The sequence below is a fragment of the Geobacillus sp. BMUD genome, from assembly GCF_013096845.1.
Taxonomy (GTDB): Bacteria; Bacillota; Bacilli; order Bacillales; family Anoxybacillaceae; genus Geobacillus; species Geobacillus vulcani.
The window spans coordinates 71657-90792 of sequence record NZ_SDLA01000004.1; the positions used below are offsets into that span (position 1 = coordinate 71657).

The following is a 19136-nucleotide window of genomic DNA, read 5'->3' on the forward strand; positions in this document are numbered from 1 at the left end:
TCATTGCGGTTCATTTTGTGAGAAAATGAGCAATATATGATTGAATTTGCCCCTTTCCCCTTCTATAATGAATATAGATCGTGTCTTGACACTAATAATGACAGGGGGATACACATGAATCAACCGATGATTTCCCAGCGCAAGCTGTTAGGCATTGCTGGTCTCGGCTGGCTGTTTGACGCGATGGATGTCGGCATGTTGTCGTTTTTGATGGCCGCCTTGCAAAAAGACTGGAACTTGACAGCCGAACAAGTCGGCTGGATCGGCAGCGTCAACTCGATCGGCATGGCCGTTGGGGCGCTCGTGTTTGGGTTGCTTGCCGACCGAATCGGCCGGAAAAACGTTTTTATTTTCACATTGTTGCTGTTTTCCCTTGGCAGCGGGCTGTCGGCGCTGACGACGACGTTGGCGGCATTTTTGGCACTTCGCTTTTTAATCGGCATGGGGCTTGGCGGCGAGCTGCCGGTCGCGTCAACGCTCGTCTCGGAAGCGGTGCCAGCTAAGGATCGCGGCCGGGCTGTCGTGCTGCTTGAAAGCTTTTGGGCCGGCGGCTGGCTGCTGTCGGCGCTCATTTCCTATTTTGTCATTCCGGCTTACGGCTGGCGGACCGCGTTATGGCTATCGGCTTTGCCGGCGCTGTACGCCATTTACTTACGCCTCCGGCTGCCCGACTCGCCACGGTTTATGGCAACGAAAAAAGAGGGAACGGTATGGGACAATATCGCCAACGTATGGTCGGCGCCGTACCGGAAGGACACGACGATGCTTTGGATTCTTTGGTTTTGTGTCGTCTTTTCGTATTACGGCATGTTTTTATGGCTGCCAAGCGTCATGGTCATGAAAGGGTTCAGCTTAATTAAAAGCTTTGAATACGTGCTTGTGATGACGCTCGCCCAGTTGCCCGGCTATTTCAGCGCCGCGTGGCTGATCGAGCGGGTCGGGCGGAAGTTCGTCTTGATCACATATCTGCTTGGCACAGCGGCAAGCGCCTACTTTTTCGGCACGGCCGAGTCGCTTGCGGGGTTGATGACAGCGGGCATTTTCTTGTCATTTTTCAACCTCGGTGCTTGGGGAGCGCTGTATGCGTACACGCCGGAGCAATACCCGACGTCGATTCGTGCGACCGGCGCCGGCATGGCGGCGGCGTTTGGCCGCATTGGCGGCATCTTCGGCCCACTGTTCGTTGGCTCGCTTGTCGCCAAAGGGGTGTCCGTGACGGCGATTTTCACCCTGTTCTGCCTGTCTGTCCTTGTCGCCGTCCTCTCGGTCACTGTTCTTGGCAAAGAGACGAAGCAACAGGAACTCGCCTAAATGGCTAGTGAGAAACGGTTGTTTCTCTTGGGCAACGGGGGATTGTTTGAAAGGCGATCCTGATGCGACAGGGCTTTTCTATTTGAAAAACGAGATTGATAAGCGGTTTGTTCCCTTACATCACCAGCTTTCTAAGTTGACAAACGGAAACAGGGGCTATACCTTAAGGGTAAGCCCCTTTTGGTTTGGGAAAAATGAGAGAGGCGGTGGAATCCCCCGTTGTGTCCGTCTGTATCCGTTGTCATCCCAACGTACAATCGTCCATATCCGCTTGCCGAGCTGCTTGAAGCGTTAAGTCGGCAGACGTACAAGCCGTTTGAGGTCATCGTTGTGAACGACGGCGGCGAGCCGATCGATGATGTCGTCGCCTTGTATCCGGAGCTGGACATCCGCGTCATTGACCGCCGCGACAACGAAGGACATGTCGCGGCCCGCAACGCAGGCGTCCAGGCGGCGAACGGCGAGCTCATCATGCTTTGCGACGACGATGATCTAGTGTTGCCGTGCCATCTCGAGCGGATGGTCGCGGCGCTCGAGCATGCGGACTTCGCCTATGCCGATGCGGAAATTGTCCAGTATCGGGTCGAAAACGATCAGCGCGTCCCATTCGCTCGCTTCTTATTTGCCTATGAGTACGATTTGGAAGCCATGCGGACGTTTTCAACGTACGTCCCGTCCGGGAGCGTGTATCGCAAGTCGCTTCATGACGAAATCGGCAGCTTTGACCCGTCTATCCACAACTATTGGGATTGGGACTTCTTTTTGCGTGCCGCCTCTGTGTGTCGCGTCGCCCGTGTCGCGGCGGCGACCGTGTTGTATGCGTTCAGCGCGGATGGCGACAACATGTCGCGACAGCTCGACGACAGGCGGCGCCAATATTTGCGGCGGCTTTGCGAGAAGCATGGGCTCGGCGATTTGCCGGTGAAAAACTTTTGGCTCTTGCTTGACGAGCCGGAAGTCGCGCGCCGCCGCGCCGAAAGTGAAGTCATCTGGGACGGCCAGCCGATCGTGTCGCGATTTTGGGCGCAAAAAAAGAGAGGCAACTATTGACAGAGGTTTTGCGGGTTTGTTATCATAGTGAGCAAAATCGCATAACGAATCGCGATGACGGATCAATAGTAGTTAACCCTCTCTTCCAAAGCGAGCCGGGGATGGTGGAAGCCCGGTGAAGACGGTTAATGAAACGGCAGTCCGGAGCGGAAATGGAAAAAGGGGATGCGCGTTTGCGCATCAACTAGGGTGGAACCGCGGGAGCTACGCTCTCGTCCCTAGGCGTCATGCCTAGGGGCGAGGGCGTTTTTGATTTGTTGGCACCATACACATGTAAAGGAGGATGATAACATGGCTGCAACCATGGAAGAAATCGTTGCCCACGCGAAACATCGCGGCTTCGTGTTTCCGGGATCGGAAATTTACGGCGGACTGGCGAATACATGGGATTACGGTCCGCTTGGCGTCGAGCTGAAAAACAATATCAAACGGGCGTGGTGGAAAAAATTCGTCCAAGAGTCGCCGTACAACGTCGGCTTGGACGCCGCCATTTTAATGAACCCGAGAACGTGGGAAGCGTCAGGCCACTTAGGCAACTTCAACGATCCGATGGTCGACTGCAAACAGTGTAAAGCGCGCCATCGCGCCGATAAGCTGATTGAGAAGGCGCTCGAGGCAAAAGGGATCGAGATGGTCGTCGACGGGTTGCCCCTTGCAAAAATGGATGAACTCATTCGGGAATATGACATCGCCTGCCCCGAATGCGGCAGCCGCGACTTTACGAACGTGCGCCAGTTCAACTTAATGTTTAAAACGTACCAAGGCGTCACCGAGTCAAGCGTCAACGAAATTTATTTGCGCCCGGAGACGGCGCAAGGCATTTTCGTCAACTTTAAAAACGTCCAGCGCACGATGCGGAAAAAGCTGCCGTTTGGCATCGCGCAAATCGGCAAAAGCTTTCGCAACGAAATTACGCCGGGCAACTTCACGTTCCGCACGCGCGAATTTGAGCAAATGGAGCTTGAGTTTTTCTGCAAACCGGGCGAAGAGCTGAAATGGTTCGACTACTGGAAGCAATTTTGCAAGGAGTGGCTGTTGTCGCTCGGCATAAAGGAGGACAACATTCGTCTGCGTGATCATACGAAAGAAGAACTGTCCCACTACAGCAACGCCACAACTGACATCGAGTACCGCTTCCCGTTCGGCTGGGGCGAGCTGTGGGGCATTGCGTCACGCACCGATTACGACTTAAAGCGGCATATGGAATACTCAGGCGAGGACTTCCATTATCTCGACCAAGAAACGAACGAACGCTACATCCCGTACTGCATTGAACCGTCGCTTGGCGCCGACCGCGTCACGCTGGCGTTTATGATCGATGCCTATGACGAGGAAGAACTGGAAGACGGAACGACCCGGACGGTGATGCATTTACATCCGGCGCTCGCGCCGTACAAAGCGGCTGTCTTGCCGCTGTCGAAAAAGCTCGCTGACGGGGCGCGCCGCATTTACGAAGAGCTCGCGAAACATTTCATGGTTGACTACGACGAAACCGGCTCGATCGGTAAACGGTACCGCCGCCAGGACGAAATCGGCACGCCGTTTTGCATCACGTACGACTTTGAGTCCGAACAAGACGGCCAAGTCACCGTCCGCGACCGCGATACGATGGAACAAGTGCGGTTGCCGATTGGGGAGCTCAAAGCCTTTTTGGAGGAAAAGATCGCTTTTTGATGACAAGAACGCCGGGGCATTCGTAAAGCCCCGGTTTTTTATCGGCTTTTTGCCAAACAAAGAAGCAGACGATTGAAAAGACGCCCGGAAATGGAATCGCTTTTATAGTTGAAATTTCAAAAAACGATCGAATTCCCGCCGCATAAATGGTAAAATAGGAGCACAGACTAGTCCCTGCATCCTGCATGGATCAAAGGAGGGTCAACCATGATGGAAGGAAAACCGATCTACTACGATGGAAGCGGCCATCTGCCTGGCAGTAATGAAAACGCTGTCAAAAACGAACCGTTTACGCTCACGGATGAGATACGAAAACAAATCAGCGGCAATCCGTTTGTTGTTGAGCAAAGCGAATAGCCGATCCGCACGTCAATTGCCTCTAGGGCAATTTTTTTTTTTGGGCAAATGATTTGCGAAATTCGTCTCCTCCTTCTATAATTATCTCCCGTTCGAGATATTTGGAACAAAGATAAATGCATGCCGTTGTGGCAATTGGCACACACTAACATGCTGAGATCATCGAAGAAAGGGAGTATGCATCATGACAAAAGTATTGTACATTACCGCCCATCCGCATGATGACACGCAGTCTTACAGCATGGCGGTCGGGAAGGCGTTTATTGACACGTACAAACAAGTGCATCCGGATCACGAAGTCATTCATCTCGACTTGTATAAAGAATACATCCCGGAAATTGACGTCGACGTATTCAGCGGTTGGGGCAAACTTCGCTCCGGGAAATCGTTTGAAGAGCTGTCTGACGAAGAAAAAGCGAAAGTCGGGCGGATGAACGAACTGTGCGAACAGTTTATTTCCGCCGATAAATATGTCTTTGTGACGCCAATGTGGAACTTTTCTTTCCCGCCGGTATTGAAAGCGTACATTGACGCCGTGGCGGTGGCCGGCAAGACCTTTAAATATACGGAACAAGGGCCGGTCGGATTGCTGACGGACAAAAAGGCGCTCCATATTCAAGCGCGCGGTGGATTTTATTCGGAAGGCCCCGCGGCACAAATGGAGATGGGACATCGGTATTTAAGCGTCATTATGCAGTTTTTCGGCGTGCCGTCGTTTGAAGGGCTGTTTGTCGAAGGGCATGCGGCCGTGCCGGAAAAGGCAGAAGAAATCAAAGCGAACGCCATCGCTCGGGCAAAAGATTTGGCGCACACGTTCTAATAAGACGCTTTGAACAGGTTGACGATTTCGAAGCTGCATGGGACATGATACTTCATCGTCGCCGCCGGCGCGGTTGGCCTCATGATGTCGATTTCAAAATTGCATGGGAAATGATCGTGGTGGAGGACGCTCTCTGTTTAGAGAGCGTTCTTTTTGTTGTTCCGGCGGTGGAAGCGAAAATGGGGAGGCGGCGACGTTCGTATGCGTTTGATGTCCAACGTATGGTATAATAAACCATATAGCAGTGAGGAGTGGAGGTTCACCATTTGTGAACAAAGATCAACGATATCGGCCAGCGCGTTGGCACGTCATGGCGGCAACGCTGGCGGCTGGGCTGTTTGGCTTGCTTCTGTTCGCTGGCGGTCGTCTGCCGCTTTTGCTAGAATTCGATCATCCTATTCTTCTTTCTTTAGGGTTTGCCGCTGTCGTCGTCTGTTGGCTTGTCGCCTTGCAAGGATGGGCCGTATTTCCGCATACGCTATCAACCGAGCGGCTCATGATGGGGGCGTTGTTTTTTTCTGCGGGGGCGCTCTTTTCTGTTCATTTTGTCCTTTCCTTCACAGAGGACGACGTTTTGGCGGCGCTGTTTTCGCTCGCTGCCCGCTTTACGCTTGCTTGGGGGCTGCTCTTTCTCTTTTCACGGCCCGATGAGGTGATGGAACGGCAAAGCGGGCAACGCTGGCAGGCGTTTTTGGCCGCGTTTTTGTATACGGCGGCTGTTAGTTTGTTCATCCATATCACGTCCCCGTTTTGGCCGGCGCATGGAACGATCCGCTGGCCGTTTTGGTGGCGCGCAGGGGAAGGAGCGGTCGGTTTGCTTGAGGCAGCGGCGTCCGTGTTCACATGGCGGCGTTTTCGGCAAGGGAGGGCCCCCGCTTCCCTATACTGGTCTATGGCGCTTCTATTATTTGCCCTCGGCCAATGGTTGCTCATGTTTGGCAGCGGGTATGGGCTATGGGGACAGCTTTATGAAATGGCTGGATTTTTGTATGTCGTGCGTGCCATGTATGTGGAAACGGTGGAAAAGCCATACGTGGAGCTGAAGCACCGTGAACAACAGCTCGAGATGATGGCGAACGCCCTCGGAGAAGGATTGCTGATGGTGAATCGCGACGGGCAGATCGTTTGGATGAATCCGGAGGCGAGCCGGTTGATCGGCGCCACTTTGGAAGAGGCGAAAGGCAAGCCGCTGTTTTCGTTTGTCTCATTAGCGGGGCCAGACGGCGACAAGTGGGATTGGAAGCAGCTGCGCCGCGTCGTCAAACGGCTGAAAAGCGGCGAGGTGATTCGCGTCGAGGAGGAGCCGTTTCGCCGCCGCGACGGCGTCTGCCTGCCGGTCGGTTATACGCTGGCGCCGGTGTTGGAAAACGGTGCGCTGGCGGGGCTTGTCGCCGTCTTGCGCGACATGACGGAGAAAAAAGAGAAAGAGCGGCTTGAGCGTGAACGCGAACAACTCGACTTTGAGCTGTCGCTTGCCGCGAATATGCAGCGAACGCTTTTACAGACGTCCTCGAAGATGGACTTGCCCTCGTATGTGGACATCGGTGTCCTGAGCGTCCCTGCCCGAGTGTTGAGCGGAGATTTTTACCACTTTGCTGTCCATCAAACATCGGTGTCTACCGGCATTGCCGATGTGTCGGGGAAAGGCATTCCAGCGGCGATGCTTATGACGCTGATGAAATTTATTCTAGACCGGACCGTCCATTACGGAACGCAGCCGCACGTGTATCTTGACCTGTTGAACCGGTTCGCTTATGACTACACCGAGCCGTCGATGTTTGTCACGATGTTTGTCGGCAATTACAACGAAAAAACGCATACGTTCTCGTACGCGTGCGCTGGACACGAACCGGCGCTCTGGTATCAGGCGAAAACGAAGCAATGCGTGCCGCTCACCGCCAAAGGCTGCGCGCTCGGCTTGTTTCCGCAATTTTCATTTGAGACGAAGTCGGTGGTGCTCGAGCCGGGTGATTTTGTGCTGCTGTACACCGACGGGGTGACGGAAAAACGCGGCGAAGAGGAGGACGATGATTTTTCCGTTCTCGCCTCCATGGTCGCCCGCGTCAATCTTGACCAGCCGGCATCGGAAATCGTTCGCGAGTTGTATGAGCATATTCAAGCGTATCATCAATACAAGCCAAAAGATGATCAGACGTTGTTGTTGCTGCGCCGCCGCTAACATGATCTGCCCGGCCGCTTGATCGGTCCGGCAGCGCGATGTTTGACCGCTATGATGAATAGGCGGCGAGCTGCCGCTTTAATTTCGCGATCGCCCGCTTTTGAATGCGGCTGATCGTCATTTGCGAGACGCCGAGCCGCTCAGCGAGCGCACGTTGTGTTTCCCCGCGCCGAAAGATGGCGTCGATGACGATTTGTTCTTGCTCGCTCAATTTGCCGATCGCCTGCTCTAAATCCATTCGCTCGATCAATGACTCGATTTCGTTCGCTTCATCCGCGACGAAATCGCCGATCGTCGTCGCATCTTTGTCCCCGTCTTGCACCGGGGCATCGAGCGAGACGGCTTGGTAATGGTCGCGTCCGGCCAAAACTTCGATCGTCTCTTCGACCGATAAGCCTAAGTGGTCAGCGATCTCATCGATCGTCGGCGACCGTTCAAGCTTGACCGTCAATTCGTCGATCGCCTGCTGCACTTTGCTTCCTTTTTCCTTCACCTTGCGCGGCACTTGGATGTACCAGGCTTTGTCGCGCAAATAGTTTTTCATATAGCCGATCAAGCTTTTCATCGCATACGACTCAAAGCTTGTTCCTTGTTTGGGGTCGTAATGGTCAAGGAGGCGCAAAAACGACAGCCGGCCGACTTGAAACAAGTCTTCGTAAAAGTCTGGACGGCTGCGCGCCATTTTTCTCGCTGCGGCCGCAATGAGCGGCTCGAAGCGCACGAGCAAGGCCGTCGCCGCTTCTTCCGTCTTTGTTCGTTGATAGGCGGAAATGAGGGCGTCAAGCTTGCTCTTGGACAGAGGAGGGGGATATACAGTCATGGGCATGCTCTCCTTCGCCGCGATGGCGGAATTTCGTCAGGCGGACTTCCGTTCCGTCCTTTGTCGTGACGGTGACATCGTCCATGAGCGCTCCCATCAAAAACAGGCCGAGGCCGCCCGCTTTTACGTCTTCAAGCGGTTTCGCGGACAGGGGCGCCGCTTGCTTGGCCACCTGTTTGTAATCAAACCCTTTGCCTTCATCTTTAATCACGATGGAAAGCGCATCAGCGCTCATCTCAAAGCGCAGATGAATGTCACCGCTTCTCCCGTTGTATGCGTGAAGAACGACGTTGTTGCACGCTTCAGAGATGGCGACTTTCATATCTTCAATTTCTTCATAGGAAAAGCCCATCTTGGCAGCCAGCCCGTATAACGTCAAACGTGCGATATCAATAAACTGCGCATCGGCTGGAATGGATAGCTGTACGACGGTTTCATGCTCTTTCATGATTGGCCTCCGACCCTTTCTGTCGCATTGTTCGTTTCGGAAAAAAAGTAGGAAACCCCAGTCAAATCAAATAGGCGCTGTACCTTTGGCGGCACATTTTCAATCATAAACAGCGCTTCTTGTTTTTTGCGCGTTTTCAGCAGTGCGACAAACATCCCGATGCCGGTGCTGTCGATATACGTCAACTCTTCAAGGCGGATGACAAGCGGTTTTGACGCGTCATGAGCAAGCGGTTCGACGGCGCGTTGAAACTGTTCGGCCGCTGCCAAATCAAGCTCGCCTTTTATGTATACAACATGACGGTCTGGCTGTTCTTCATGTACAACGTGAAATCGTTTCCTATCCACGGTTGTTCACCTCACATGATCGATGAGTCGGTTTCATGATGATGTGGGAAGGTTGTCCATTTTACAACGTTTATTTTGCTATACCCATATTTTATACGATATGAAACAGGAAAGGACAGGGAGATGCGATGCTGAAAAAGTGGAAACAATGGGCAAAGACGTTGAAACGGGACATATTCGTCTTGTATTCTGCGGTTCGCGACCGGCGCGTTTCCATCTGGCTGCGGCTGTTTATGCTGGCCGTTGTGGCGTATGCGTTCAGCCCGATCGATTTGATCCCCGATTTTGTTCCGGTTCTGGGGTATATCGATGATTTGCTGCTTTTGCCACTTGGTATTTACTTGGCGCTGAAATGGCTGCCGAAAGACATCGTCGCCGAACACCGGGCGCGGGCGGAAGAGCTCGCCAAGCACGGCAAACCGACGAATTGGGCCGCTGGGGCGCTGATCCTTTTTTTATACGTGCTGCTTGGCGTTTGGCTGCTCCGGTGGTTGATTTCGTGGACATTTTGATCTTCTTTGATGGCTGCGGCAAGGGATTGGCACATTTCTTGTTGGGGAAACAGGTTTCGCCATGGCTCCCTATTCACTTTGCTTTGACGGTGGTGTCTTTTTGGTTACAATGATAAAAGGAAAAAAGCCGATGGCAAAGGAGTTGCTCGCAATGCCGATTCTCAAAAACGACTGGGCTCCGCTGCTTGAAGAGGAGTTTCAAAAACCGTACTACTTGAAGCTGCGCGAATTTTTAAAAGTAGAGTACCGGACGCGGACGATCTATCCCGATATGCACGATATTTTCAACGCTCTTCATTACACGCCGTACGCGAACGTCAAAGTTGTGCTGCTTGGGCAAGATCCGTACCACGGTCCGGGGCAGGCGCACGGGTTGAGTTTTTCCGTCAAGCCGGGCGTGCCAGTGCCGCCGTCTTTAGTGAACATTTTCAAAGAGCTGCATGATGACCTTGGCTGCTACATACCGGATAACGGCTATCTCGTGAAATGGGCCGAGCAAGGGGTGCTATTGTTAAACACGGTGTTGACCGTCCGCCGCGGCCAGGCGAACTCCCACCGCGGCAAAGGGTGGGAACATTTCACCGACCGCGTCATTGAACTCGTCAATGAAAAAGACGATCCCGTCGTCTTTTTGCTTTGGGGCCGGAATGCGCAAGAGAAAAAAGAACGGATTACGAATCCACGCCATCTCATTATCGAAGCGCCGCACCCGAGCCCGTTTTCCGCCGCGCGCGGCTTTTTCGGCCACCGCCCATTTTCGCGGACGAACGCGTTTTTAACCGAGCACGGACGCGAGCCGATCGACTGGCAAATCGAGAACATCGGTGTCCGCACTGAATGAAGAAAGGGGGAAGAAGTCATGACGATCTCCTTTGCGGCGGTTGTCGCCAAAATGGAAGACGAATTGCACAAAGCGAAGGCGACCCATGACCCGCAGCGGATGCGCGAACATGTCGCCGCCGTCCGCGCCTTATGTGACTTAATGCTCGAAACAGCTAGTTCTTCACAACCGTCCGCTCCGGCTGCCTCTACAGGGCCGCTTGTCGTCGGCGGGCCGATGTCGGTTGCTGGTGGGCTTTCGTTTGGAGTCGTTTCTGTCGGGGGACGCTCCCCTGACATTGATGATGAGGCGAACGGGGAGTCGTTGTTGGATTTTTGAGGGAAAGACAAGGAAAACCCGTGGAGCGGCTCTTTCCTTTTAACACATTCACCGAGAAGTCTCCCACCTCGAAATGGAATGTAGGTGGGAGATGTTCATATAGCTTATTCTGTTTGGCGCCGGAGGACAAGAAGCGGTTCTCCGGCCTGAATGTGGGTCTGGTCAGTGGTGCTCCCGATCGGCTGGTTCCATCAAGTGGGTGCCACCCATTAGTAATTTGTTGTCAGGGAACATTCCCATTATATAATGGAGTGAGGGAAAACAATCTTCCATTTAGAAAGGTGGGACAGCTATGAAAACATTCGTCCTTCTCGGCGCGCTCAATGCGTTTTTGGCTGTGGCGTTGGGGGCGTTTGGCGCACACGGGTTGGAAGGGAAAATTCCGGATCGTTATTTGGAGATTTGGAAAACGGCGGTGCAATATCAGATGTTTCATGCGGCCGGGCTACTGATCGTTGGACTGCTGCTTGGCAAAGCGCCAAATGTCGGGTTGATCGGTGCAGCGGGCTGGGTGATGTTCGCCGGCATTGTGTTGTTTTCTGGGAGTTTGTACGTATTAAGTGTAACGCAAATCAAGCCGCTTGGCGCGATCACTCCGTTTGGCGGCGTTGCTTTTTTGGTCGCTTGGGTGATGATTGGTTATGCGGCGTTGAAATGGCTGTAAACGGAGCACGGGGCAAGGTGTACTCCGAACAGGAAAGCATGCGCTGTCCCAATCATAGAAGGCACCTCTTTTGGTTCATTTGCCATCATGATATACAACTGGACGTCGGCAATATGTGATGGTCGTCACATCAGATGAAATAAAGAAGAGAGGGGCTTCCAAGAGGGTAATGCTCCTTAAACCAAACACAATATATTGTTTCTTATCGATCATTTTGCTGCTATATACGGTAATAAGAGAGGGTGTCCCGAGTTTTTGGGACACCCTCTCTGCTCATCGAACATCGGTTTTGCGCTTGCACTTAGCGCGGCGAATAGGAGGCGAGCGGCGTGGCGGAGGCGCCGGCAAACGGATATTCGTAGGCGATTTCGCCTTCAAATGTGACGTAATCGAGGTAAATCATCGGGATCAAATAGCGCGTTCCCGTTTGCGGGTCGCTTAAAATGACATGGTCGCGCCCGGCCGCTTCAATGACGCCGCGGAACACTTTCGCATTCCACTCGCGGTTGTTTTCAAACGTCGCATAGATAGTGGCGACTTTTCCTTTGTTTAGCCGCAAAATGTTTTCGATGTACGACTCTTCGATCGGCAGCATCCCCGGAATTGTCGGACCGGCGGTGGTCGGTGTCGGCGTCGGGGCGGCAAACGTCGGCGCCTGCAAACCGAACGTCGGGGCGGTTGTTGTCGGCGTCATCGTCGGGGCGGCCGCCGCTTGCGGATAGTAGGAATACGGGTACGCCGCCGGATAGTATGGCTGCGGATACGGGTAGCCGTACGGATAAGCTGCATACGGTTGTTGCCGCTCCGGGTCGAACGGTGCATGGTAATGGTATTGCTGTTTCTCATCAAGCGGATAGAAATTGTTTTCTGTATGGTTGGACATAAAAAAACCTCCTCATATGAAAAGTTAGTAAACGCGCGGACAATCGGATGGAGTCGGCGCGAAGAAGCAATGCGATTTGTAGCGGCCGACGTTCCATTGGTTGAACCATTGCGGCGGGCAAGGCTCGCCTTCAGGCGGCTTAAAAAACCAAAGGGCGTTTGTCGCTGGGTGGTAGCGCCAACCGCGGAGCACTTGGCGGGCTAGTCCGATATCCACTTCGCGCGCCCGTTGGTAAAAGTACCCTTTTTGCACCGCCTCAAAGCCGCCCGGGCTTTGGAACACCATTTGCCGGATGGAGCGGATGCCGCGGAAGTCAAGGCAGTTGGCGATGACGCGGTTGACGCCGACGTTGCCGACCATGAGCATCCCAAGCCGCCCGTCTCCTTCCGCTTCCGCTCGCATGAGCCGAGCCAGCAACTTTACTTCCTCTTCTGTGTGGGCTACAATGGAGGGAGCGATCTGACCCATATCGTCACCTCAGTCGTTGTGAATTTCGACAGTAATAGGCTATTGGTGGAACGAGAAAATGGTGACACACGAACAGAATGTTTCTGAAAAGATTTTCTGTTTTTATGTGTATGGGGGAATCAGGCTGCATATGACAGAAAGCGGATGATTGTCCAAAAAAGCAGCGAAAACGAAGCAAAGCCCCGTATCGTTCGGGGCTTTGCTTCATACATGGAGGAAAGAAGGCACTTTTTCCGCTGACAGGCGGGTGCCGACGAAAAAGGAGCCAAACTCGCCAAAACGGGCGCTTACTTCGTCAAAGCGCATTTCATAAACGAGCTTTTTGAACTGGAGCGCATCATCCGAAAACAAGGTGACGCCCCATTCGAAATCATCCAAGCCGACGGAGCCGGTGATGATTTGCGTCACTTTTCCGGCGTATTTTCGGCCGGTCATGCCGTGGGCGCGCATCAGTTCGCGCCGCTCTTCCATCGAGAGCATGTACCAGTTGTCTTGGCCTTGGCGCCGTTTATCCATCGGGTAGAAGCAAATATAGTTCGTTTTCGGCAAAATGGGGTACAGACGGCGGCGCACTTCTGGAATTTGGTACGGATCTTCGCTGCCGGACGCCAAGTAGTTGCTTAACTCCACGACCGAAACGTACGAGTACGCAGGTAGCAAATAGTCAGCGAGTTTCGTTTTGTTAAGCGCTGTTTCGATTTCATGCAACTCATCCAGCGTCGGACGCAAAATCATGAACAGAATGTCCGCTTTTTGTCCGACGATCGTGTAGACAGCATGGCTTCCTTGCTTCTCGCTTTCCGTCGTCTCCCATTGGTCGACAAGCGCCAAAAACTCACTGATCGCTGCCTCGCGCTCTTCGCTCGGCAACGTTTTCCATGCGCTCCAGTCGATCGTGCGGAAATCGTGCAAACAATACCAACCGTCCAACGTTTGGGCCGCTTCACTCATCATCTTCACTCCTTATGAGATCGAGTATGTCCACTATCACTATACCATAGTTTGCCCAAAAACGCTGATATTGGCGTACGGGATCAAAATGTACAGAATAGTTACAAAAGATGAATTATTGGTTGGAAGGGCTTACCTGCGTTGCGTTTCCCTATAAAAGAGGTATGCTTAATAGAGTAGGAAAAGGGATGGCGTGCCTTGCGAGGGAAAACGCCAGCCGCAATAATGAAGGAGGCGTAACTGGTGGCAAATGATTTATTTACGGCATTAAAAACGAAAGTTGCTGGCATGGGACGGAAAATCGTGTTCCCCGAAGGAACGGACGATCGCATTTTGACGGCGGCGAGCCGTTTGGCGACAGAGCAAGTGCTTCAGCCGATCGTCCTCGGCGATGAGCAAGCCGTACGGGTGAAAGCAGCGGCGCTTGGTTTGCCGCTTGAAGGGGTGGAGATTATCAATCCACGCCGCTATGGCGGATTTGATGAGCTCGTTTCGGCATTTGTGGAGCGACGCAAAGGGAAAGTGACCGAAGAAGCGGCACGTGAACTTCTTCTCGATGAAAACTATTTTGGAACCATGCTTGTTTATACAGGGTTCGCAGATGGCCTCGTCAGCGGGGCGGCCCACTCGACGGCCGACACCGTCCGACCGGCGTTGCAAATCATTAAGACGAAGCCAGGCATCCGCAAAACATCCGGCGTGTTCATCATGGTGCGCGGTGAGGAAAAATATGTGTTTGCCGATTGCGCCATCAACATCGCGCCCAACAGCCAAGATTTGGCGGAAATCGCAATCGAGAGCGCTCAGACGGCGAAAATGTTCGGCCTTCAACCGCGCGTGGCTATGTTAAGTTTTTCCACTAAAGGGTCGGCCTCGTCGCCGGAGACGGAAAAAGTCGTTGAAGCGGTGCGGTTGGCGAAAGAAATGGCGCCGGATCTAATCCTTGACGGCGAGTTTCAATTTGACGCCGCCTTTGTGCCAGAAGTGGCGAAAAAGAAAGCACCCGATTCCCCCATTCAAGGGGACGCAAATGTCTTTATTTTCCCGAGCCTTGAGGCGGGCAACATCGGCTACAAAATCGCCCAGCGCCTCGGCGGCTTTGAGGCGGTCGGCCCGATTTTGCAGGGGCTGAATAAACCGGTGAACGACCTATCGCGCGGTTGCAGCGCGGAAGACGCCTACAAGCTCGCGCTCATCACCGCCGCCCAGTCGCTTGGGGAGTGACGGGGCTGCCGCTGGATCAAAACGAGAGGCATGCGCCCCTCGTCCCTTTTGCGCCATTCGTTAACGGCGATTTATGTTATAATGAATAGCGTTGGAATGATCTATGCAAGGAGTTGCTCGCGATGAGCCATGAATTGCTGCGGCAGCCGAAATGGCGGGTCATCGATCAGTCGCATTTCGGTCCGCTGTTTGATGCGAAACAATCGTTTGCCATCGATGATGCGTTGTGCACCGCAGTGGGGGCGGGGCTGTCGGATACGGTTGTCCGTACATGGGTTCATGAGAATACCGTCGTCTTAGGCGTCGCGGATACAAAGCTTCCGTACATCGATGAGGCCGTTTCGTTTTTGCGCGAGGAAGGGTACCGCGTTGTTGTCCGCAATTCCGGCGGGTTGGCCGTTGTCCTTGACAGCGGGGTGTTGAATATTTCGCTCATTTTTCCGGAAACGAAAAACACGATTGCTATCGAGCAAGGGTATGAGGCGATGTACGCGCTCATGGCCGCCATGCTTGCTTTATACGGCGCCCGCGTTGAGGCGGGGGAAATCGTCGGTTCGTATTGTCCAGGGAACTATGACTTGAGCATTGACGGCAAAAAATTTGCCGGCATTTCACAGCGTCGGGTGCGAGGCGGCGTTGCCGTGCAAATCTACCTTTGCGTCAACGGGAGCGGAGCCGCGCGGGCTGAGCTGATTCGCCGCTTTTATGAGCTCGGCCGCCAAGGGGAAAAAACGAAATTCGCCTACCCCGATGTTGTCCCAGCTGTTATGGCGTCGCTGTCTGAGCTTCTCGGCCGCGAGTTGTCGATCGATGAGCTGCTTGTCGCCCTTTGGCGCACGCTGCAGTCGTTTGGCAGCGAGCTATATTCATCTGCCCTCGAGGGCGGCGAATGGAATTGGTATGAAAGATATTGGGCGCGCATCGTCGAACGAAATGTCAACGTGTCTCCAGGAGAACCGATGAGAGATGTCAACCCATAAAGACCCTTTCCCTTTTGGCTGCTGGGGGTGCTTCGCCGCTGCTGACCGTGAGCGATGTCCTGCCCTTCTTTGCGCGAATGATGGATGTTCGCCAACAAAAAAGGATGCCTGGTTTTTCACCCGACATCCTTTTTTGTTATTCCGCGATTTTCTCTAAGTTTCCGTTTGGGTCCATGCGGAAGGTCAACCCCCGTTCTTCTTCCTCTTTTAATACCATTTTGCGCGCCCGGTTGATGATTTTCACGAGCGTCTCAAAATCTTCTTGGACAGTCGACGAATTTTCTTGTAATTTTGCAACTTTTTCTTCAAGCTCTTTATTTTTTTGCTTTAGTTCTTCAATCTCGCGGTGCAGCCGCTCGTTTTCTTTGATCAGTGCCTCCCGTTTCCGTTCATGGGATTGGAACGTTTTTAAGAACGCGATCACTTGATCCAGCGTCACTTGCTGCGGCGGAGAGGATGGGACGACGGCTGGCAGCTGCATCACTTCGCCAAGCTCTTCGAAAGATGGCATCGGCGGCTCATACAAGCGCCGTTTTTTCGCGCCGCCTTGTTTGGCCAACAGCCGCATCCGCTCTTTCCGCTGCATTTTCGCCAGCTGAAGCGCCTCTTCATATCGATGGCGGACGACGGCATTCCAGCGGAAGCCGCAGGCGGCCGATGTCCGGTTCAACTTGTCGCCGACTTCTTCAAACGCATTGAGCTGGGTGCTCCCTTCACGCACATGGCGCAATACCGTTTCCGCCAACAATAAATCATCTTCTTCTGTCCAAGCGTCTTGTCGTTGCTTCATCGGTCTCCACTCCTTTTTCCCATGCTAGTAAAAGGATGGGCAAAAAAACAAAATATTATACGCTGCAAGTTTACGGGATTCGCAAATTCCCAGAGTGAAAGCATGCCAACTTGCAATTTTCCCACGAAAACGGTAGAATACACAAAGCAAACGCCACAGAAAGGGATGACGAGTGATGGCGAATGAGTTTCGCGTTTGCGACGACTGCAAGGCGCCCAATTTAAAAACATTGATTCCGCGCCTGAAAAAACTTGATCCAGATGCGGTCATCAAAATCGGTTGCCAGTCGTATTGCGGTCCAGGAAGAAAAAAAACGTTCGCCTTCGTCAATAACCGCCCGGTGGCGGCGCTGACGGAAGACGAACTGATTGATAAAATTGCGGAAAGGTTGAAAAAGCGGTAAGCGATCACCTTCTTTGCCGGAAGAAGGTGATTTTTTGTATTTTTCGTCAATAATGGAGAAAGACGGAGAAAAAAGTCAACTATTTCTTTGCCGCAAGAAACGGCGTATAATAGATGTATGTTGGAGACAGAAGAGGAGGATGCGATGTATTCCGGCGGACAGCTCGACGAAGAAAAAGTGTTTAAAGATCCGGTGCATCGATACATACATGTTCGCGACAAAGTGATTTGGGATTTGATCGGCACAAAGGAATTTCAGCGCCTCCGCCGCATCAAGCAGCTCGGCACCACGTATTTGACGTTTCACGGCGCCGAGCACAGCCGATTCAACCATTCGCTCGGCGTGTACGAAATCATTCGCCGCATCATTGATGATGTGTTCGTCGGCCGCGCCCATTGGGACCATAGCGAGCGACTTCTTTGCCTATGTGCGGCGCTTTTGCACGATTTAGGGCACGGCCCGTTTTCCCATTCATTTGAGAAGGTGTTTCGCCTTGATCACGAAGATTTTACGCGGGCCATCATTTTAGGCGATACGGAAGTGAACGCCGCACTTCGCCAAGTGGATGACGATTTTCCGCGAAGGGTCGCTGAAGTGATTGCCAAAACGTATCCGAACAAACTTGTCGTCAGCCTCATTTCGAGCCAAATTGACGCCGACCGGATGGATTATTTGTTGCGCGATGCCTACTACACCGGCGTCAGCTACGGCTACTTTGACATGGAGCGCATTTTGCGCGTCATGCGCCCGCGCGAAGACCAGGTTGTCATCAAACGGAGCGGCATGCATGCGGTTGAGGATTACATCATGAGCCGCTACCAAATGTACTGGCAAGTGTACTTTCATCCCGTGACGCGCAGTGCGGAAGTCATTTTGACGAAAATTTTGCATCGGGCGAAAAAGCTGTATGAAGAGGGGTATCGTTTTCAAACGAAGCCGGCTCACTTTTTATCGTTCTTTGCGGGAAATGTGCCGCTTGGCGATTATTTAGCGCTTGATGAGGCGATCATCTTGTTTTACTTCCAACAATGGCAATACGAACGGGATCCGATTTTAAGCGACCTGTGCCAGCGGTTTGTCCGCCGCCGCCTGTTCAAATATACCGAATTCCATCCGACGAACGAGCAAATGGCAAAGCTGATTGAGCTGACGGGGTTGTTTAAAAAAGCAGGCATCGACCCGGACTACTACTTGGTCGTCGATTCGTCATCCGATTTGCCGTACGATTTTTACCGGCCGGGAGAGGAAGGCGAGCGTTTGCCGATCTATTTGTTGATGCCGAATGGGGAGCTGCGCGAGCTGTCGCGCGAATCGGTGCTCGTTGACGCCATTTCCGGCAAGCGGCGCACCGACCATAAGCTCTATTTCCCTGCTGATTTCCTTGAAGACTTGTCAACCAAGCGAACGGTGAAGAAAAAGATTATCGAAATTTTAAAGGGTTAGGAGATGACGGAGGGTGTTGACGGAGCATGCGAAAGTGATGAAGGCGCTGGCGGCCGCCGGGGAAATTGCCGGCCGCAAAAAGTTGCAAAAAATGATTTATATCGCGAAAAAGCTCGACTTTCCGTTTTACGAGAAATTCGATTTCCACTTTTATGGCCCGTATTCCGAGGAGCTGACATGCCGCATTGAAGAGCTGTGCGCGCTCGGCTTTTTGCACGAGGCAAAAGAGAAAAAAAGCGGCTATGTGCAATATCGCTATACGCTCACAGAGGCGGGCGAGCAGTTTTTGCGCCATTACGACTGGGACATGCCGGGGCTTGACGAATGCATGCAAGCGATGAACGGACAAAACGCGCGCTTCTTGGAGCTTGTCTCCACGGTGCTCTATTTTGAACATTTGTCAAAAGAGGAAGTAAAAGAGAAAATCGCCGTCGTAAAAAGCAAGCAGCGCTACACGGAGGAAGAGATCGAAGAGGCGTATGCGTATATTGATGCGCTGCGCAGCCGATGCCGCAAGAGCGCTTGTGTGTAGGCGGGCGGAAAAAGTTTCCTCAACGTATCATCAGTTGCCCATAGACGACATGAGGGTGTCCCACAAAGCGCGGGCCCCCCTTTCTTATTATCGTCGATAGCAGCCAAATGATCGATAAGAA

22 protein-coding genes are annotated in these 19136 nt (G+C 52.9%); 15 read left to right on the top strand and 7 right to left on the bottom strand.

All coding sequences use genetic code 11. The features are described 5' to 3' along the window. Positions 1–114 precede the first annotated feature (114 nt). The 6 genes from ETC05_RS07075 to ETC05_RS07100 all read left to right on the top strand — a co-directional run bounded on the left by ETC05_RS07075 (position 115) and on the right by ETC05_RS07100 (position 7391). Positions 115–1311 (top strand): MFS transporter, encoded by a 1197-nt coding sequence (locus ETC05_RS07075; protein ID WP_171660690.1) that lies wholly within the window; start codon positions 115–117, stop codon positions 1309–1311. Between the two features lie 219 nt (positions 1312–1530). After that, positions 1531–2361, top strand: coding sequence for a glycosyltransferase family 2 protein (locus ETC05_RS07080; RefSeq protein WP_033842802.1), 831 nt, complete (start codon positions 1531–1533; stop codon positions 2359–2361). A 291-nt stretch (positions 2362–2652) separates the two neighbouring features. Further along, complete coding sequence (locus tag ETC05_RS07085; protein ID WP_171660691.1) at positions 2653–4035, top strand: glycine--tRNA ligase; 1383 nt, start codon at positions 2653–2655, stop codon at positions 4033–4035. Between the two features lie 207 nt (positions 4036–4242). Beyond that, positions 4243–4392, top strand: a complete 150-nt coding sequence (locus tag ETC05_RS07090) for a hypothetical protein (RefSeq protein ID WP_171660693.1) — start codon at positions 4243–4245, stop codon at positions 4390–4392. A gap of 184 nt (positions 4393–4576) precedes the next feature. After that, positions 4577–5212 (top strand): FMN-dependent NADH-azoreductase, encoded by a 636-nt coding sequence (locus tag ETC05_RS07095; protein WP_031406543.1) that lies wholly within the window; start codon positions 4577–4579, stop codon positions 5210–5212. Between the two features lie 310 nt (positions 5213–5522). Then, a complete protein-coding gene (locus ETC05_RS07100) occupies positions 5523–7391 on the top strand; it encodes a SpoIIE family protein phosphatase (protein ID WP_156961403.1) in 1869 nt (622 codons plus the stop codon). 49 nt (positions 7392–7440) lie between these two features. Here the strand turns inward: ETC05_RS07100 and ETC05_RS07105 are convergent, their stop codons facing one another. From ETC05_RS07105 to ETC05_RS07115, 3 genes are read right to left on the bottom strand one after another with little or no spacing between them, the layout of a single operon-like run. Next, positions 7441–8211: a sigma-70 family RNA polymerase sigma factor gene (locus tag ETC05_RS07105; RefSeq protein ID WP_031406551.1), complete on the bottom strand. Its 771-nt coding sequence runs from the start codon at positions 8209–8211 to the stop codon at positions 7441–7443. Further along, a complete protein-coding gene (gene rsbW / locus ETC05_RS07110) occupies positions 8171–8659 on the bottom strand; it encodes an anti-sigma B factor RsbW (protein WP_031406553.1) in 489 nt (162 codons plus the stop codon). The genes ETC05_RS07105 and rsbW overlap by 41 nt, the downstream gene beginning before the upstream one ends. Then, the gene (locus tag ETC05_RS07115; RefSeq protein ID WP_031406555.1) at positions 8656–9006 is read right to left on the bottom strand and encodes an STAS domain-containing protein; all 351 of its coding nucleotides are present in this window, start codon (positions 9004–9006) and stop codon (positions 8656–8658) included. The genes rsbW and ETC05_RS07115 overlap by 4 nt, the downstream gene beginning before the upstream one ends. A gap of 128 nt (positions 9007–9134) precedes the next feature. On the opposite strand from ETC05_RS07115, the gene ETC05_RS07120 reads away from it, so the two are divergent. The 4 genes from ETC05_RS07120 to ETC05_RS07135 all read left to right on the top strand — a co-directional run bounded on the left by ETC05_RS07120 (position 9135) and on the right by ETC05_RS07135 (position 11341). Further along, positions 9135–9518, top strand: coding sequence for a YkvA family protein (locus ETC05_RS07120; RefSeq protein WP_031406557.1), 384 nt, complete (start codon positions 9135–9137; stop codon positions 9516–9518). Positions 9519–9669: 151 nt separating this feature from the next. Further along, positions 9670–10359: a uracil-DNA glycosylase gene (locus tag ETC05_RS07125; protein ID WP_031406559.1), complete on the top strand. Its 690-nt coding sequence runs from the start codon at positions 9670–9672 to the stop codon at positions 10357–10359. 18 nt (positions 10360–10377) lie between these two features. Continuing rightward, on the top strand, positions 10378–10677 hold the full coding sequence (locus ETC05_RS07130) for a YwdI family protein (protein ID WP_031406561.1): 300 nt from the start codon (positions 10378–10380) through the stop codon (positions 10675–10677). Positions 10678–10969: 292 nt separating this feature from the next. Further along, positions 10970–11341: a DUF423 domain-containing protein gene (locus ETC05_RS07135; protein ID WP_031406563.1), complete on the top strand. Its 372-nt coding sequence runs from the start codon at positions 10970–10972 to the stop codon at positions 11339–11341. 301 nt (positions 11342–11642) lie between these two features. On the opposite strand, the gene gerQ is transcribed toward ETC05_RS07135, so the two are convergent. The 3 genes from gerQ to hemQ all read right to left on the bottom strand — a co-directional run bounded on the left by gerQ (position 11643) and on the right by hemQ (position 13643). Next, a complete protein-coding gene (gene gerQ / locus ETC05_RS07140; protein ID WP_031406565.1) occupies positions 11643–12224 on the bottom strand; it encodes a spore coat protein GerQ in 582 nt (193 codons plus the stop codon). Between the two features lie 24 nt (positions 12225–12248). After that, positions 12249–12692 (bottom strand): cell wall hydrolase, encoded by a 444-nt coding sequence (locus ETC05_RS07145; RefSeq protein ID WP_031406567.1) that lies wholly within the window; start codon positions 12690–12692, stop codon positions 12249–12251. A gap of 204 nt (positions 12693–12896) precedes the next feature. Further along, entirely contained in the window at positions 12897–13643 is a 747-nt protein-coding gene (gene hemQ / locus ETC05_RS07150; protein ID WP_031406569.1) for a hydrogen peroxide-dependent heme synthase, read from the bottom strand. Positions 13644–13886: 243 nt separating this feature from the next. On the opposite strand from hemQ, the gene pta reads away from it, so the two are divergent. Continuing rightward, positions 13887–14867, top strand: a complete 981-nt coding sequence (pta, locus tag ETC05_RS07155) for a phosphate acetyltransferase (RefSeq protein WP_171660695.1) — start codon at positions 13887–13889, stop codon at positions 14865–14867. Between the two features lie 122 nt (positions 14868–14989). Then, a complete protein-coding gene (lipL, locus tag ETC05_RS07160) occupies positions 14990–15847 on the top strand; it encodes an octanoyl-[GcvH]:protein N-octanoyltransferase (protein ID WP_171660696.1) in 858 nt (285 codons plus the stop codon). Between the two features lie 136 nt (positions 15848–15983). Here lipL and ETC05_RS07165 read toward each other — a convergent pair whose 3' ends face one another. Beyond that, on the bottom strand, positions 15984–16637 hold the full coding sequence (locus ETC05_RS07165) for an RsfA family transcriptional regulator (protein WP_031406575.1): 654 nt from the start codon (positions 16635–16637) through the stop codon (positions 15984–15986). 175 nt (positions 16638–16812) lie between these two features. Between ETC05_RS07165 and ETC05_RS07170 the strand changes: the two genes are divergently transcribed. From ETC05_RS07170 to ETC05_RS07180, 3 genes are all read left to right on the top strand, one after another. Beyond that, complete coding sequence (locus ETC05_RS07170) at positions 16813–17040, top strand: YuzB family protein (RefSeq protein ID WP_011232879.1); 228 nt, start codon at positions 16813–16815, stop codon at positions 17038–17040. Between the two features lie 144 nt (positions 17041–17184). Continuing rightward, the gene (locus ETC05_RS07175; protein WP_171660698.1) at positions 17185–18483 is read left to right on the top strand and encodes an HD domain-containing protein; all 1299 of its coding nucleotides are present in this window, start codon (positions 17185–17187) and stop codon (positions 18481–18483) included. 13 nt (positions 18484–18496) lie between these two features. Further along, positions 18497–19015, top strand: a complete 519-nt coding sequence (locus tag ETC05_RS07180) for a YwgA family protein (RefSeq protein ID WP_031406579.1) — start codon at positions 18497–18499, stop codon at positions 19013–19015. Positions 19016–19136: the final 121 nt, after the last annotated feature.